The organism is Dokdonella sp. GW821-FHT11D02 (assembly GCF_058808595.1).
The window spans coordinates 1,254,824-1,271,655 of sequence record NZ_CM179520.1 but is presented as its reverse complement, the minus strand read 5'-3'; the positions used below and the strand labels follow the sequence as shown (position 1 = coordinate 1,271,655).

Annotated in this window: 12 protein-coding genes; 6 read left to right on the top strand and 6 right to left on the bottom strand. The window is 68.7% G+C overall.

Annotated elements, in window-relative coordinates:
* Positions 1–60: 60 nt before the first annotated feature.
* The 3 genes from AC3QL3_RS05355 to dxs all read left to right on the top strand — a co-directional run bounded on the left by AC3QL3_RS05355 (position 61) and on the right by dxs (position 3,898).
* The gene (locus AC3QL3_RS05355; RefSeq protein WP_492897301.1) at positions 61–1,473 is read left to right on the top strand and encodes a DNA/RNA non-specific endonuclease; all 1,413 of its coding nucleotides are present in this window, start codon (positions 61–63) and stop codon (positions 1,471–1,473) included.
* 10 nt (positions 1,474–1,483) lie between these two features.
* The gene (locus AC3QL3_RS05350; protein WP_492897300.1) at positions 1,484–1,915 is read left to right on the top strand and encodes a hypothetical protein; all 432 of its coding nucleotides are present in this window, start codon (positions 1,484–1,486) and stop codon (positions 1,913–1,915) included.
* 87 nt (positions 1,916–2,002) lie between these two features.
* Positions 2,003–3,898, top strand: coding sequence for a 1-deoxy-D-xylulose-5-phosphate synthase (gene dxs, locus AC3QL3_RS05345; protein WP_492897299.1), 1,896 nt, complete (start codon positions 2,003–2,005; stop codon positions 3,896–3,898).
* 1 nt (position 3,899) lies between these two features.
* Here the strand turns inward: dxs and AC3QL3_RS05340 are convergent, their stop codons facing one another.
* From AC3QL3_RS05340 to AC3QL3_RS05325, 4 genes are all read right to left on the bottom strand, one after another.
* On the bottom strand, positions 3,900–5,612 hold the full coding sequence (locus tag AC3QL3_RS05340) for a DUF6311 domain-containing protein (RefSeq protein WP_492897298.1): 1,713 nt from the start codon (positions 5,610–5,612) through the stop codon (positions 3,900–3,902).
* Positions 5,613–5,678: 66 nt separating this feature from the next.
* Entirely contained in the window at positions 5,679–6,515 is an 837-nt protein-coding gene (gene prmC / locus AC3QL3_RS05335; protein WP_492897297.1) for a peptide chain release factor N(5)-glutamine methyltransferase, read from the bottom strand.
* On the bottom strand, positions 6,512–10,681 hold the full coding sequence (locus AC3QL3_RS05330) for a hypothetical protein (protein WP_492897296.1): 4,170 nt from the start codon (positions 10,679–10,681) through the stop codon (positions 6,512–6,514). The genes prmC and AC3QL3_RS05330 overlap by 4 nt, the downstream gene beginning before the upstream one ends.
* Before the next feature lie 199 nt (positions 10,682–10,880).
* A complete protein-coding gene (locus AC3QL3_RS05325; protein ID WP_492897295.1) occupies positions 10,881–12,185 on the bottom strand; it encodes a hypothetical protein in 1,305 nt (434 codons plus the stop codon).
* 101 nt (positions 12,186–12,286) lie between these two features.
* Between AC3QL3_RS05325 and pdxR the strand changes: the two genes are divergently transcribed.
* Positions 12,287–13,804, top strand: coding sequence for a MocR-like pyridoxine biosynthesis transcription factor PdxR (gene pdxR, locus AC3QL3_RS05320; protein WP_492897294.1), 1,518 nt, complete (start codon positions 12,287–12,289; stop codon positions 13,802–13,804).
* Here pdxR and ahpD read toward each other — a convergent pair.
* Together ahpD and AC3QL3_RS05310 are read right to left on the bottom strand one after the other, a co-directional pair.
* Positions 13,777–14,337 (bottom strand): alkylhydroperoxidase, AhpD family, encoded by a 561-nt coding sequence (gene ahpD / locus AC3QL3_RS05315; protein WP_492897293.1) that lies wholly within the window; start codon positions 14,335–14,337, stop codon positions 13,777–13,779. The genes pdxR and ahpD overlap by 28 nt on opposite strands.
* Before the next feature lie 233 nt (positions 14,338–14,570).
* Complete coding sequence (locus AC3QL3_RS05310; RefSeq protein ID WP_492897292.1) at positions 14,571–15,113, bottom strand: peroxiredoxin; 543 nt, start codon at positions 15,111–15,113, stop codon at positions 14,571–14,573.
* A 183-nt stretch (positions 15,114–15,296) separates the two neighbouring features.
* Between AC3QL3_RS05310 and oxyR the strand changes: the two genes are divergently transcribed.
* Positions 15,297–16,247, top strand: coding sequence for a DNA-binding transcriptional regulator OxyR (gene oxyR, locus AC3QL3_RS05305; RefSeq protein WP_492897291.1), 951 nt, complete (start codon positions 15,297–15,299; stop codon positions 16,245–16,247).
* A gap of 105 nt (positions 16,248–16,352) precedes the next feature.
* The gene (rnk, locus tag AC3QL3_RS05300; protein WP_492897290.1) at positions 16,353–16,769 is read left to right on the top strand and encodes a nucleoside diphosphate kinase regulator; all 417 of its coding nucleotides are present in this window, start codon (positions 16,353–16,355) and stop codon (positions 16,767–16,769) included.
* Positions 16,770–16,832 lie beyond the last annotated feature (63 nt).

Here is a 16,832-nt window from a genome sequence, read left to right as displayed (position 1 = left end):
CACTGCGTGCTAATTCGATCGTCGGCGCGGGGCCGACGCGATCTGCGCGAGGACAGCGACATGGGCATCGGCAGTGTGATCGGCGGCGCGGCGTCATGGGTCAAGAACACGGCCGAAGATGTGGCCGATGCCGGTGCGGACGCGCTCAAGGGCGCGCAGGACTTCGTCGGCGACCGTCTCGACGACATCGACCACGCCAAGGAATGGGTGGGCGAGAAGATCGATGGCGCGGTCAAGGGCGCCGAGCACGCGGTCGACGGCTTCCGCAAGGACCTGGTCGAGTTCGGCGAGGAACACGGCGGCATCGTCGGCAAGACGGTGGCCGAGAACGTCTCCAGCACGATCGGCGTGGTCGAAGGCGCGGGACTTGCCGTGTACGACATGGGCAAGGGCGTGGTGCAATTGGCCGACGGCGCCAGCAAGCTGGTCAATCCGCTGGAGTGGGCGACCCACGGCGGCGAGAACCTGCAGCGGCTGGAGAACGTGGGCAAGGCGGCCGAGGCGATCGGCAACCTGACCAGCCCGACCGCGTGGATCACCAATACCGACGGCAACGTGAACACGGCCAAGGCGCTGTGGAACGGCGTGACGGCGGGTTACCAGGACGCGGCCAAGCAGGGCGACTGGTCGAAGTTCATCGGCCGCGGCGTGGTCGACGTCGGCAGCCTGTTCATCGGTGTGGGCGAGGCGAATGCCGCGCTGAAGGGCGCCGAGGGCGCGAATGCGGTAGCGCACTTGGGTGAGGGCGCGAACGCGGTCAGCCGCATCGGCGAAGGCGCCAACGCGCTGGACAAGGCCGCCGACGCGACGCGCGCGCTGGACGCCGCCGGCGATGCCGGCAGGGCTACTCGCACCGCCGACGCGGCGAATGCCGCGCGCAGCACCGACGAAGCCGCTGCCGCCAGCACCGCCGCGCGCGGCGACGAACTCGCCGAGATCGTGCGCCGTGCCGATACCGGCACCACGATCGGCGGCAAGAAGCTGCTCAACTTCAATTCGGCGGACGACTTCAATCTGGCCGCGAATGCGGCGCAGCCCAACAGCGTCTACCAGTTCGGCGACTTCCGCTGGACCACCGACGGCCAAGGCCGCGTCGTACGCGCCGAAGGCAAGATCGAACTCGCGCCGGCCGGCCGCAACGATCCCAAACTGCAGACCGCGATCGGCAACGAGGGCCGCGACACCGACGTCGGCTTCCATCTGATCGCCGATCGCTTCGGCGGCCAGACCAACCGCCTCAACGTCGTTCCCGGCAACGGCAAGCCGATCGGCGACGGCCTCGCCAACCTCAACAACGGCGCCTACAAGCGCTTCGAGAACGCGATCGCCAATCTGCGCGCACAAGGCAACGTGGAGATACGCGTGAGCCCCGAGTACAATCCGGGCAACCTCAGCAACCGGCCGGATAGCTTCGTGGCCGAGTACCGCACCGAAGGCGGTCGCTGGATCGAGCACGAGTTCCCCAACAAGTAGCGCGACCTCGATGGACGACTTGAATCAGGCCTACACCGAAACCGTGCAGGCCGTAGCCGGCAGCGTGACCGACGTGATGGACGGCGAATGGGGCGAGCGCGACTGGCGCCGCATCGTCGTCAACCACGAATCGCTCCTGCACACCAAGGAGCCGGAGGCGAGCACGATCGCGTTCGCGGTTGCGAACAAGCCCGGCGGCGAGCCGGAGATCGTCGATTTCCGCATCTCGCGCGCGGCCAAGAACGGCTTCAAGCGCATCGCCGACGTGATGCACGCGCAGAAGGGCCAGTACTGGACCGTCTGCGACCTCACGATCGAACGCGACGGCACGTACCGCTTCGATTTCTCCTACGACCCGCCCTATCGCCTCGGCGGGCATCTGAACGACAAGCGCTTCGACGACTACCTGCAGCGCTACCTGGCGGAAACCGCGGCGCGCTGAAACGCCGCGGCACCCCGGCCCGGGCAAAACCGGCCCGGTTACCGTCGTTTCCTTGCTCCGGCGGCCCGGCGGTCCGAAAATAGCCGGATGATCGACAGCCAACGCTATCCTCGCCTCTCCCGCATCGAGTCCCCGGCGGACCTGCGCCGCTTCGCCGAATCCGAGCTGGCCGAGGTCGCGCGCGAACTGCGCGCCTATTTGATCGAATCGGTCGCCACCTCGGGCGGCCATTTCGGCGCCAATCTCGGCGTGATCGAGCTGACCGTGGCCCTGCACTGGCTGTACGACACGCCGGTCGACCGCCTGGTCTGGGACGTCGGCCACCAGTGCTATCCGCACAAGATCCTGACCGGCCGGCGCGACCGCATCACCACGGTGAAGAAGAAGGACGGCGTCGCGCCGTTCCCCAAGCGCGACGAGAGCGAGTACGACACCTTCGGCGTCGGCCACTCCTCCACCTCGATCTCGGCCGCGCTCGGCATGGCCCTGGCGGCGCAGCGCAAGGGCGACACGCGCAAGGTCGTCGCGGTGATCGGCGACGGCGCGATGACCGCCGGCATGGCATTCGAAGCGCTCAACCACGGAGGCGCGGTCGATCCGGACATGCTGGTGGTTCTCAACGACAACCAGATGTCGATCAGCGAGAACGTCGGCGCTCTGACCCAGATGCTGGCGCGCCTGATGGCCAGCCGCACGCTCAACCGCATCCGCGAAAGCACCAAGAAGATGCTCAAGCGCGACGGCTTCTGGTGGCGCTTCGTCAAGCGCTGGGAAGAACACGCCAAGGGCATGTTCGTACCCTCGACCCTGTTCGAGGAACTCGGCTTCCACTACACCGGCCCGATCGACGGCCACGACCTGCCGCTGCTGCTGTCGACCATGCGCATGCTGAAGGAGCTGAAAGGTCCGCAGCTGCTGCACGTGATCACGACCAAGGGCAAGGGCTACGCGCCGGCCGAACGCGAGCAGATCGAATACCACGCGGTCGGTCCGTTCGATCCGGCCGCCGGCGTGGCCAAGAAAGCCGGCGCCGCGAAACCGACCTATACCGAAATCTTCAGCGACTGGCTGTGCGACATGGCCGCCGCCGATCCGCGCCTGTACGGCATCACGCCGGCGATGCGCGAAGGCTCCGGCCTGGTGCGCTTCTCCAAGGAATATCCGCAGCGCTATTTCGACGTCAGCATCGCCGAGCAGCACGCCGTCACGCTCGCCGCCGGCATGGCCTGCGAAGGCGCCAAGCCGGTGGTCGCGATCTACTCGACCTTCCTGCAACGCGCCTACGACCAGCTCGTCCACGACGTCGCCCTGCAAGAACTCGACGTGCTGTTCGCGATCGATCGCGCCGGCGTGGTCGGGCCCGACGGCGCCACCCATGCCGGCAGCTTCGATCTCAGCTACCTGCGCTGCATCCCGAATATGCTGGTGATGGCGCCGGCCGACGAGGACGAGTGCCGCAAGATGCTGACCACCGGCTTCCAGCACCACGGCCCGGCCGCGGTGCGCTATCCGCGCGGCGGCGGTAACGGCGCGCAGGTCGCCGCCGAATTGACGGCTTTGCCGATCGGCAAAGCCGAATTGCGCCGGCACGGCCGCGGCGTCGCCCTGCTCGCGTTCGGTGCGATGGTCGCGCCCGCCGCGAAAGTCGCCGAGACGCTCGATGCGACCCTGGTCAACATGCGCTTCGTCAAACCGCTCGATCAGGCCTTGATCCTCGAGCTGGCGCAGTCGCATGCGGCGCTGGTCACGATCGAAGACAACGCGATCGCCGGCGGCGCCGGCAGCGGCGTCGCCGAGCTGCTGGCCGCGAACGGCGTGCACACGCCGATCCTGCATCTGGGTCTGTCCGACCGTTTCCTCGAACACGCCAGCCGCGAAGAACTGCTCGCCAGCGACGGCCTCGATGCCGCCGGCATCGAAGCGGCCGTGCGCGGCCGCTTCGGCCACCTGCTGCTGACGCCATCGCTACGCAGCGCAATCTGAGTCAGCGCAGAGAACTCAAGTCGCGCTCGCCGGAACAGACGACGACGTCGTCGAGATAGCCGCAGCGCGCGGTATCGACGCCGTGTGCGGCCAGGTAGGCGCCGACGTCGTCGGTGCTGCGATACAGATACAGCACGCCGGGCTCGCCGTGCTGCGCGGCTGCGTCGCGGCGTTCGCGCTCGCAGTCCTTGGTGAAACGGGCGAGGTAGGCGCTGTTGGTCGGCTTGTCCAGCTGCGCCGCGATCCAGTCGAACTCGATCTCGCGAAACTTGCTGCCCGGCACCTCGCTGCCGTACAGGCCACCGCATTCGAACGAAGGGAACTGGAACACGCGGCGATGCGCGGAGATCAGGCGCTGCCACGCGGCGCGATCGATCGACGCCGACGGTGTGCTCGCGCTGGCCGCGCGCACGCCGCTCTGCATCGGCCGCACGTCGACGAACTGCAGGATCGCGGCGAACATCAGCAGTAGTGTGGCGCGCTGCGCGCCGTAGCGATGCAGCACCGCCGCGATCAGTCCCGCGAGCAGGGCGTAAACCGGCACCCACACGAAGCGACCCGAGCCGCGCAACTGCGAGAACGTTTGCAGCAACGCGTCCGGCAGCGGCAAGTGCAGCAATTCGCGCGCGCCCAAACCAATCCGATGCGAAATCGCGAAGGCGAGCAAGACCACAAGAACCACGAACAGCACCGCGTGCCGGCGCAGGTTCGTGCGCCAGTCGCGCAGCGCCGGCAGCGCGAACAGGCCGAGCAGGAATACGCCGGCGCCGAGATATGCGCCGCCTTCCCATTGATTGGTGTCGGGCGTGGACGGAATCTGCGTACCCAGCCACTGACCACTCGCCGTGGTCGGGAACGGAATCCATGGCGAGAGCAGATTGGTCGAGTACAAACCGTAGTCGCCAAAGTTCTTGCTTGCTGCACCGAAGAATCCGCCGAGTGCCATCAGCGCGACGGCGCATGCGGCGATCGCCCCGAAGCGCAGCAGCACGCCGTGCAGGCTCAGACGCCGCTCGCGCCATTGGTCGAGTACGGTCGCCGCGACCACGGCGCCGACCATCGCTGCGAGATAAGGCGTGATCCAAAGGCCGAGCAGCGGTAACGCGCACAGCGCAAACCATTGGCCCCGGCTCAGCGATTCCCGCTTCGCGCGCAGATAGCCTTCCAGCGACAGCAAGATCAGAAACTGCGCCATCAACGCGGCGTGACCGAAGCGCAGGAACAGGATCGGCGAGTAGCAGAACAAGACCAGACCGGCCAGATGCGGCAGCGTGCCGACGACGCCGAGCGTGCGCAGCAGACGCGAAGCCGCGAGCGCCTGCAGCACTAGACACAACGCCACCCAAAAACCGGTGTAGATCGGCGGCGCGGCGCCGTGCGGCCAGACGCTTCGATACAAAAGCTTGGCCGGCAAGGCGAACAGCGGCAGGCTGTCCGACAGCACGATGCTGGCGCCTTCCGGCGCGTGGTAGTTGCCGATCGCCAGCAGCGGAAAGCGCCAGACGTCGCGCGCGTAGTAGTACCAGCCGATCTCGCCCTTGGCGGCGTCGCCGGTCAGGCTCTGCCAATACGCGCCGGTGCCGGCGACGTAGCTCCAGTCCAAACTCAGCGCTGCGAAAACGAGGCCGAAAACGAGTGCGAGCGCCAAGCGCGGCACTGCGCGCGCCGCGACGATCGCCACGAATCCCCGTTGCCGACGACTTGGATCGGACATGCGCGAATCTCCCCGCGCGATCGTAGCCGAGTTCGTTTCGCTGTGCCGGCGCCAGGGCCGGCGAGGTCAGGCCGGCACGGCCGCCACGGTCACGCGCTCGCGATCTTCGAGGTCGCGCAGGCTGGCGACCTCGACGTAACCGCGCTCGAGCAGCAGCGCGCGTACGCGTTCGCCCTGGTCGTAGCCGTGTTCGAGCAGCAGCCAGCCGCCGGCGTGCAGATGAGCGCGTGCGTCGCTCGCGATCGTACGAATCGCGTCGAGCCCGTCGCGGCCGGAAGCGAGCGCAGCGGCCGGTTCGAAACGCAGATCGCCCTGCGCCAAATGCGGATCGGCCACTTCGATGTAGGGCGGATTGGACACGATCAGATCGAAGCGCCGCTCGCCCAGCGCCGCGCACCAGTCGCCTTGCGCGAAGTCGACGTTGCCGAGCGCGAGACGCTGCGCATTGCCGCGTGCTACCTGCAGTGCATCAGCACTTGCGTCGGTCGCCAGCACGCGCGCACGCGGCCGTTCGTGCGCGAGCGCGAGGGCGATCGCGCCCGAGCCGGTGCCGAGATCGGCTACTACGACTTCACGTTCGCGCGGCATTCGCGCCAGCGCCGACTCGACCAGCAATTCGGTTTCGGCGCGCGGAATCAGCACCGCCGGCGTCACCGCGAGATCGAGTGACCAGAACTCGCGCCGCCCGGTCAGGTACGCGATCGGCTCGCCGCGCAGTCGCGCCTGCAGCGACTGTGCATACGCCGCGCGCTGCGCCGCGTCCGGCTCGAACTCGGGCCAGGCGAACAGCCATGCGCGCGAACGGCCGAGCGCCTGCGCGAGCAAGAGCTCGGCTTCCCGACGCGCCTCGGCGCCGGGCAAAGCCGCGGCGCCTTCGGCGAGCAGTTGCTTCACTGCGTTCACGCGGGCGGTGTCTCCGTCTCGACCACAGCGGCGGCACGCTTGGGCGAACTGCGCCAGTAGCCGCCGCGCGTCCACGCCGCGAAACCCTGCCGCAGCCAGCCGACCAAGGCGCTGGCCAGCCACAAGGCCCAAGCCAGCATCGCCAGCTGATAAGTCCACAGCGGCAGGCTGATCGCACGCGCGATCGGCAACGCATCGGCGCTGCGGTCGGCGAACCAGTTCAGCCCCTGCGCGCTCGAACCCTGACCGGCGACGTGCATATCGGGCGAACCGAGCAGCCCCTGCTGGATCGAGCCGAGCAGGCACAGCAGCGCCACCACCGTCAGCGCAGCCAGGCCGACTTGGATCAGATTGAAACGACGCGGCGTCGTCGACAGTTCGCTGCGTGCGCGCCACTCCAGAGCGAACAGCCAACCGACGACGAGCAGCAAAGCGATCCAGGAAAAGGTCGAGAAGCCGAGCCCGAGCAAGATCCACTGATACAGCTTCAGCGGCGAACGCGGCAGACGCGACAGCGCGAACGCGACCAGCAGCATCGCCACCAGCTCGCTCCAATACAACACTGCGGGGCCGGCCGCCGGACCGCTGGTGGCGAGCAGCCAGCGATCGCTCGGCAGCTGCAGGCCGAGCGCGATGTTCGCCGCCGGCAGCCCCAGCGCGACCGCCGGCGTGGCGACGCGCAGCGCGATCGGCGCGTCGTCGCGGAAGCGGATCACGAAGGTCTGCGCACCCGGCACCAAGGGCAGGCTCAAGCGTCCGTCCTGCATACGCAGATTCAACGGCTCGCTGTTGCGGCTCACTTCGACCAGTTCGGCGCCGGCCGGCAACACGATCGAATGCTCGCCACCCTGGCTCGCGCGGATCGTCAGCGCCAAGGTCGAGTTGGCCGCGCGTTGACCGACCTGGTGCGAGAGCTGCACCGAGTCTATCGCGCGCGTCGAGCCCTGCGCCGCGGCGGGACGGGTGATCTTCAAGTTCAGCACTTCGCCCGGCAGCGGATGGAACTCGAAACTGTGATCCGCGCCGGCACCGCCGTTCGCCGCGACCGACTCGGCGATGCCGGAGAACTCGACGTGCAAGGTCGGACCGACCACGATCTGCCAGACCTCGGCGCGATCGCCGAGCGGCGGCGCAGTCAGGCTCAGCGCATCGCCCTTGTCCAAGGTCGATTCCCAGCTCGTATCGTCTTCGCCGTTCGCGATCGCCGCATTGACGCGGCCGCCTTCGACCTTGAGGCCGGCGCTGCTGACGTGTTCGCCCGCGAGCACCGGCACGCCGACGGTGAAGCCGCCCTCCTTCGGCGCCATGCGTTCGACCTGGGTCTGCACCGACCAGTCCAAGCCGAGCGTGACGATGCGGCGCACGCGCACGAACGGCGCGAACTGCTGCGCGCCGACGTTCACCGGCGTCTCGCCGCCGGCGCGCGTGCGCGCCAAGGTCAGGGTTTCGGTCAACAGGCGCTCGTCGCTGAGGCCGCTCGTTTCCCAGCCCTCGCCGGCGAACTGCGCGCGCATCGGCTTGAGCGGAAACGCGAGCGCGATCTTGTCCGCCACCGCGACGAACGCAAGCTCGACCCGATGCACACCGCGCGGCAGCGCGATCCACAACGCGGCGCCGTCGCGCGCGATCGCATCTTGCGCAACGCCGTCGACGCGCAGCGAACGCAGGCTCAAGGTCTTTTCGTCGAACGGCAGCGGCAGCGCGATGCGTTCGGCCGCGTGCGCTTCGAGCGCGATCTCGATCGCCTCGCCGCGCGCGCCGATCTCGGCCTTGGCCAGCGTCGCGCAGGCCGGCGCGCACTTCGGCGCTTCGGTCAGGCGCGCGCGCAGTTCGGTCAGCGTCGCCTCCGGCGGAAAACTCTGCGCTCGCGCCGGAGCGCCCGCGGCGAACGCGCCGATGGCGAGTGCCCCGAGCAAGAGCGGCGCCGCGGCCGCCGGCGGCCGGCGCAGCGCGGGCTTGAGCAAGCGCACGACCAGCCAGGCCAGCAGCGCCGCCAGCAGCACCCGCAGCGGACGCACTACCCACGGCGGCGCGATCAGCAGACGCACGTCCTGACTCGGCAGCACCGGCCCGCTCCAAGCCAGTTCGTAGCGGTGACCGAGTTGCCAGTTCGGCTCGCCGCCGCCGGTCTGTACCGCAGTCGAGCTGCTGTAGCGTTCGATGCTGTTGCGCTTGAGCTGAATCGCAGGCTGCGCCGTCTCCACACCCGCCTTGCGCACGCGCGAACCGCTGACGACCATCGTTTCGAGTTCGCCGCCGGCGGCGGCATCCTGCGCCTGGTTCGCCATCGAATCGGACGGCATCGCCGCGGCCGGCGGCGGTGGCGGCGCAGGTGCCGGCATGGGCGCCATTTCGACGACCTCCCTCTGCGGCTCCTGCGGCGGCAGGCGATGCGGGAACATCGGCGCGTTGCGCTCGAAGACACCGCCGAACCACGCACCGCCGCGACTCTCCAATTGCGGATGCACCGCATAGCTCAGCTGCGTCGCGACGAACGGCAGTGCCATCAATACGAGCAAGAGCAGCGCCGCACGGCGCAGCCATTCGGCCGCATTGACCAGACGGCCGGCCGGCAGCGCGCGCACGATCAGGGCCAGCGCGAGCACGGCCAAGAGGCTCCACAGCGGCGCGCCGTATTCCTGATAGCCGAGCACCAGATACGCGATCGCAGCGACGCCGCCGAGCGCGCCGAACACGCGCCAGGCGAGCAAGGCCAGCACCGCTGCGATGAAGACGTCGAGCAAACTCCAGGCGGAAATCCAGCTGCCGCTCGCTCGATCGGCACCGGGCGCACCCAACAGGCGATAGCCGTTGGGCAGGTGCAGGATCGTGCGCACCTGATCGAAGCTGTCCTGCCAGCCGGTGATCGGCAGCGTGGCTTGCGCCGGCGCGATGCGCAGGCCGGCGGCGAGATCGACTTTCGGCGTGCGCCACTCGACGCCGCTGAGCCGCTCGTTCGCACCGACCGTGACCAGCAGCGGCTCGCTGCCCTCGCTATCGTCGCCCGCCTGCGCGCGCTCGAGCAGGAACGGCGCGGCGGCGTCGAGGCGCCAGCCGCGTTGCATCTCGCCTTTGACCAGATCGCGCGCGAACCAGCCGCCGCCGTCGAAATCCAGCCACATCTCGCGCCACAGCGCGAGGCGGTTGCGCTCGTCCGGCGCGACGCCGCGCGAACGTTCTTCGATCGTCAGCTTGCCATCTTCACCGAGCGCGAACGCCGGCAACTGATGCCATTCGGCCGGCACCTGTGCCTGCCGTGGATCGACCTGCACGGCACCGCTCGCCACGCTCACGCGCAAGCGCGGCGCGGCGGCGTAACTCCAAATCTCTTGTTGCGGCCACGGCGCGGGCGCGATCCGCGCGGTCGCCTCGCTCAATGGTGCGGTCGCGCGTGCATCCAAGGTCAGCGTGTCGCTGCCCGGCTGCACACGCACGCGCAAGCGGCCGTCAGCGTCCAAGCGCGCCGGCCATTTGCCGTCCAACGCCAGCGGCACGAAACCCTCCGGCAAGGCCGGCCCTATCGTCTCCTCGCGTGCCTGACCGGAGGCCTGGATCTGGATCACCGTGCGCAATTGCGCCGGCACGCCGTCGGCCAGCCGCCGATACACGCGCAGATCGAGGCTGTCCGCTTCCGGCGCCTTCGCGCCGACACGGCCGAGCGTGAGTTCGTCGCCGTCGCGCTGCACCGGCTGCACCGGCTTGGCGTCGACACTGAGCGCGACCAGGCCGATCTGCTGCGGCACGCGCAGACTCTGCGGCCGTTCGCGCCATGGAATGCGCGCGCGCACGTCGTGGCTGCCGGCGGTCAGGCGCAACATCGGTCCGTCGCGATCGACCACCGCCGCGGCTTGGCCGTCGACGCTGACTTGCTGCGGCCAGTGTTCCTCGTCGCCCGGCAGCGGCACCCAACTGTCGGCATCGACGCGCCAGTGCTGGGTCAGGCTCGCGCCGGCGTCGTCGACGCCGAGATTCAACACGCCGGGCCACGCGCACAGATAGTCTTCAGCATCCTCACCCGCCTTGCCGGCGATCAGCGGACAGGCGCGGAACTCTTCGCCCTTGAGCGCCCAGCCGCGCCAGGCTTCGAGCGGGGCCGGCACCACGGCTTCGGCGCGTGCGACGGTCGCGATCGTGAGCAAGGCCAGGCAAAACAGGAACGGACGCATGGACTCTCCTTGTGCGGACGGTGGCGGTTGCAACGGAACGACGTGGCGCGCGGGGTTGAACGTCGCAAAGCCGGCACCTTCTCCCCAGCGGCGCGGCGCATCTTAGCTCCCGCGTACAGTATCGCGACCACGCACGCACACACGCACGCCGCACCCCTTCGGGCACGGCGTGCATGCTTTCCCGCCGGATGCCGGCGCGCTAGTTCGCCAGATCGAGCTCTTCGACACCGTAGCGGCGCAGCAACGCCTGACGCACGTCCTGCGGCAGCGCAACCGCGCCCGTGGCAGCGCCGGTCTTCTCCGCCGCGCTGCCGAAGAACGGCACCGGCAGCGCCTGGAAGGCCGCGGTCGAGCCGTCGTCGGGATCGAGTGCCTGCCCGGTGATGCGGCCGAAGTTGTCGATATCCTGCGCCGCGATCAGCGCATCGCCGTAGCGGCCGGCCACGCGCGCATTGAGATCGATCGCGACGCCGTCCTGCCACAGCACCGCGCGGCAGACCGAGAATTCCGCATCGCAGGATTGGCCGACGATCTGGCCGCGATCGTTCATGCCTAGCGCCTGACTGTAAGCGTCGCCGGGCAGCGTGCCGAGATCGCGGATGCCACCGCTGCGGCTCCAATAGAACGCATGCGGCGCGAACGCGGCGCCGGCTTCGGCGGAGACGTTGGCGAAGCCGACCACCTCGCCGCGTTCGTTGATCGCCGTCGGCGTATTCCAGGCGACGCCGCCGAGACTGCCGAGGTCGACGACGCGGCCTTCTTCCCACAGCACCGCGTGCGCGGCGGTGTAACGGCCGACCGCTCGGTCGCAAATGCCGGAGATGCCGACCACCTGGCCGCGATCGTTCAACGCGGTCGCTGCTCCGCTACCGTCGCCGGCGATCAGCGGCAGTTCGCGCAGGTCGCTGCGCCGCGGTCCCCACACGACCGGGCGGAACCGCAACACCTGATACGGCGCGACGCAGGCCGGATCGCGCAGCGCGTTCTCGGCCCAACCGGCGATCTGGCCGCGGTTGTTGGCGCCGGCGGCGAAACCGTTGTTGCCGCCGAGCGTCGGCAGCGGCCGCATCGCGCCGCCTTGCCAGGCGAAGCCGAGGCAGGTGTAGCCGATGTTGTCGGGCGGCGGGAAGAACGAACGGCAGCTCCAGCGTGCGTTGTTGGGTTCGGGCGTGGCCGTTTGCGCAATGCCGGTGATCAGACCGATCTCGTTCTTCACCGGCCAGACCACGCTGCTGTTGGGCCCGCCCAAGGTGCCGAGATCGAAGCGCAGACCATACAACCAGGCCGTGGCATGCCATTCGAGATCGCCGCTGCGCGCGGCGAAGCCGGCGATCAGACCGAGGTCGTCGATGCTGGTGCCGGCGGCAGCACTGCCGCCAAGGCCCGGCAGATTACCGACCAGATAGCGGACGCCACTGCCGTGGGCCGGAACAGCAGCGACGACGGCGTGGCTGCACAACAGTGCGGCGAGAGGAACGAGCTTCACGAGCGATCGATGCGACATGCGAGTCTCCGGTGGTTGGACGGCCGCAGCGTCGCGCCGCGCGGAGCTTGCGGGGAGTTCCACTTTTGCGACGATCGCCAGTCCAGTGCCGTCCGATCCCCATGCGCCACTGGACCTTCGGGCTCGACCTCGATGCTGCGCACGAACAGCCGCTGTTCGTGCGGCTCGCCGACGCCGTCGTGCGCGAGGTCCGCGCCGGGCGCTTGCGCGCGGGCGATGCCCTGCCGGGCACGCGCGCGCTGGCGGCGCATCTGGAGCTCAATCGCAACACGGTCGTCGCCGCCTACGAGGAACTCGCCGCGCAGGGCTGGGTGGAGACGCGCAAGGGCAGCGGAACCTTCGTCGCGAAAGCGCCGGCCCCTCCGTCGAAAGCGGTGCAGCCGATCGTGCGTACGCCGACCTATGCGCTGACGCCGATGTCGCTGGCGCCGTCGCTGATTCCGGCGGGCGCTGCCGGAATCCTGCAACTGGCGAACGGCGCGCCCGATCCGCGGCTGTTCCCGGCACGCGCGCTGGCGCGCGCATTCCGGCGCGCGTTGGAACGCCGCGGCGCCGCGCTCGCCAGCGATGCTGCTTGCGGACATCCGCGCCTGCGCGCGGCGCTGGCGACGATGCTGGCGCATGCGCGCGCTGTGCCGGCTCGCGCCGACACGGTGATGGTCACGCGCAGCGTCGAGCAAGGCATCGATCTGGTCGCGCGCGCGCTCATCGCGCCGGGCGACGTGGTCGCGGTCGAGGCTTGGGGCTATCCGCCGGCGTGGAACGCGCTGCGGCTGGCCGGCGCGCGGCTCGAACCGCTGCCGCTCGATCGCGACGGCATCCGCATCGACGCGCTCGAAGCCTTGCTCGCGCGCGGCGCGATCCGCGCCGTATTCATCACTCCGCACCATCAGTTCCCGACCGCGGTGCTGCTCTCGGCCGAACGCCGAGCGCGATTGAGTGAGCTGGCCTTGCGGCATCGTTTCGCGATCATCGAAGACGACTACGATCACGAGTACCACTACGCCGGCAAACCGGTGACGCCGCTGGCAGCCGGCGCGGCGGCCGCCAATGTCGTCTACGTCGGTTCGCTCGCCAATCTGTTGGCGCCGGGTATCTGCACCGGCTTCGTGTCCGCGCCGGCGCCGCTGTTCGCGCGGCTGGCGCAGCTGCGCGCGGCCAGCGATCCGCACGCGGACGCCGCGCTCGAATGCGCCTTGGCGGAATTGTTCGACGACGGCGAGATGCTGCGCCACGTGCGCCGCACCCGATTGGCGTATCTGGCGCGGCGCGACGCGCTGGTCTCAGCCTTGCGACAGCGGCTCGGCAACGCCTTGGATTTCGAAGTAGCAGCCGGCGGCCTGGCGCTGTGGGCACGCGCGGACGACGGCATCGATCTGGCGGCGTGGTCGCGCGAGGGCGCGCGCGAGGGTGTCTGTTTCCGCAGCGCGCACGCTTACGATCTGCAGCAGCGCGAACTGCCCTATCTGCGGCTCGCGTTCGGCTATCACGACGCGGGCGAACTCGAGCGCGCGGTAGAGCGCATGCAGCGTGCGCTGGCGCGCAGCCGCAAGACACCGGCGCCGCGCACGCGGCGCGACGCCGGCTTGGATCAGGCTGCCGCGGCCAGCGCCGGCTGAGCCGGCTGCGCCTGCTCGGCGGTGACCGCCACTGCGTGCAGCACCGCCGCGATGCGCGCCGCGCTCTGAATCGCCTGCGCCGCGACGCCGTGCTTCTTCAGCGTCTTCTCGTGCGATTCCATGCACATGCCGCAGCCGTTGATCGCCGACACCGCCAGCGAGGCGAGTTCGAAGTCGATCTTCTCGGCACCGGGATTGGCCATCACGTTCATGCGCAGACCGGCGCGCAGGGTCGCGTATTCCTCGTCACCGACCAGATGGGTGAAGCGGTAGTAGACGTTGTTCATCGCCATGATCGCGGCGGCGGCGCGCGCGGCGTTCGCTTCCGCATCGCTCAGCACGTCGGCGAAGCGTTGCGTGACGGCCTGCGTCAGCGGCGCGTAGCGCGAAGCGATCGCGCTGGCGATCGCGATGATCGCGACCTGCTTCGAGTTGAGGCCGGGCGCGCCCGATTCGCTCAAGACCGAATCGAGGTTCAGACGCAAATCCTTGGCGTAGTCGGGCAGCTGGCCCTTGATGTCATCGAGGCTCATGAAGATTTCTCCGGAGAGAGGCAGCCCGGCCGGACCGGCCGGGCTGCGGTGAGAGGTGGGCGACGATCAACGGGGAGATCGTCGCCCGGGACGGCATCGTCGACGGGAGAGTGTGAACGGTGCCGGCCGTTTGGGGGCGGGGTCAGGCCGCCCCGGACGGAGGGACGGTCGGCGAGGCCGTTGCGTCGCGTCGCTCAACTACTGCGACGCGACGGCACGGCGCACGGCGACGATCAGGCCGCTTTCAGCGTTTCTTCGCCCTGCTTCCAGTTGCACGGGCACAGCTCGTCCGTCTGCAGCGCGTCGAGCACGCGCAGTACTTCCTGCGGGTTGCGGCCGACGCTGCCGTCGGTGACGTAAGCGAAGCGGATCACGCCTTCCGGATCGACCAGGAAGGTCGCGCGCTTGGCCACGCCTTCTTCCGCATCGAGGATGCCGAGCGAGGTCGACAGGCGCTTGGCGGTGTCGGCCAGCATCGGGAACGGCAGATCCTTCAGATCCTTGTGGTCCTTGCGCCAGGCCAGGTGCACGAACTCGCTGTCGGTGCTCGCGGCCAGAACCTGGCAGTCGCGATCGGCGAACTGCTTGTTGAGATCGCCGAAGCCCTTGATCTCGGTCGGGCAGACGAAGGTGAAGTCCTTCGGGTAGAAGAACACCAGCAGCCACTTGCCCTTGTAGGTCTTGTTGTCGATCTGCGCGAACGCCTTCTCGACGCTCTCGGTCGAGACCGTGGCCTTCAGATTGAATTCGGGAAACTTGTCGCCAATGGTCAGCATGATGAACTCCTGCGGAGGGTTGGGAGGGATGGCTTGGGGAGTGTTGCGAGGTGGCGCTGAAGCGCGCCGACCCGAACAAGATAGTGACCTCGCCTCCATATTTCAAATCGATTGTTGATATTGTTTCGATTGAATGCTTCAATCGTTTGACGCCAGCCTCCACGACCCCTGGAGCCAGCCTCCGTGAACCTGCGTGATCTCCACTACCTGGTCGCTCTCGCCGAGCACAAGCACTTCGGCCGCGCCGCCGAAGCCAGCTTCGTCAGTCAGCCGACGCTGTCGACGCAGATCAAGAAACTCGAAGACGAACTCGGCGTCGCCCTGGTCGAACGCACGCCGCGCAAGGTGCTGCTGACCGAGACCGGCCGCGAGATCGCGCAACGCGCGCGCCAGGTGCTGCACGAGATCGATCAGATTCGCAGCGTCGCGCGGCGCACCGCCGATCCGGAATCGGGCGCGGTGCGCCTGGGCATCTTTCCGACCTTGGGTCCGTATCTATTGCCGCACGTGGTGCCGGCGATCCGTGCGCGCTTTCCGCGCTTGGAGCTGCTGCTGACCGAAGAGAAGACCGAAGCGCTGCTGCGCCTCTTGCGCGAAGGCCGTCTCGACGCCGGCATCCTCGCGCTGCCGATCCACGACGAGCAGCTGCACCAGGAATTCCTGTTCGAGGAAGACTTCGTGCTGGCGGTGCCGGAAGGTCATGCGCTGGCGACGCATGCTGCGCTCAAGCTCGGCGACCTGGCCGAGCAGAACCTGCTCCTGCTCGAAGAAGGTCATTGCCTGCGCGAACAGGCGCTCGAAGTCTGTCATCTCGCCGGCGCCGGCGAACGCAGCGGCTTTCGCGCCACCAGTCTGGAAACGCTGCGCCAGATGGTCGCCGCCGGGGTCGGCATCACCTTGCTGCCGACGCTGGCGGTGAAGCCCCCGGTGGCCTCGTCCGCCAACATCCAGCTGGTCGAATTCCGCGGCCGCGCACCGCATCGCCGCATCGCCATGGTCTGGCGCAAGAGTTCGGCCATCGCGCGCGTTCTCAAACAACTCGCCGAGGTCTTTCGCACATTGCCGCAAGGCCTGCTCGACGCCGGCGCGACGACCCCAGCGGCGCCCAAGGCGCGGCCGCGCAAGCGCGCCTGAGAGCGCTGGCTCTTTCGAGAAGGTCGGTTTGAGAATGCCGGCGCGATCGGCTACGGTCTTCGCACCACTTCTACGCAGTCATGCGATCCATCACAGGGAGTTCCGATGAACACCGACGCGCCGCCGATCCTCGTCTCCAGCCTCGATCTCGAGCGCCTCGAAATCCTGCTCGACACGCCGGCGCATCGGCAAGCCGCAGGTGCCGAGGCGCTGCGCGGCGAACTCACGCGCGCGCGCATCGTCGAGCCGCAGGAGATGCCGGCCGACGTGGTCACGATGAACTCCACCGCCGAGGTCATCGACGAGGCAAGCCACGAGAAGCGCGAGTTGACCTTGGTCTATCCGCGCGACGCGGACGGCGAGGCCGGCAAGGTTTCGGTACTCGCCCCGGTCGGCAGTGCGATCCTCGGCTTGCGCGTGGGCGCTGCGATCCGCTGGCCGATGCCGGGCGGCCGCGAAGCCGCGCTGCGCATCGCGGCGATCCGCTATCAGCCGGAAGCGGCCGGGCATCTGCATCGTTGACGGCGGCGTGGCGATAGGGGCTTCCTATCGGCGTCATCGCCCAGGTCGATTTCACGGCGCGAG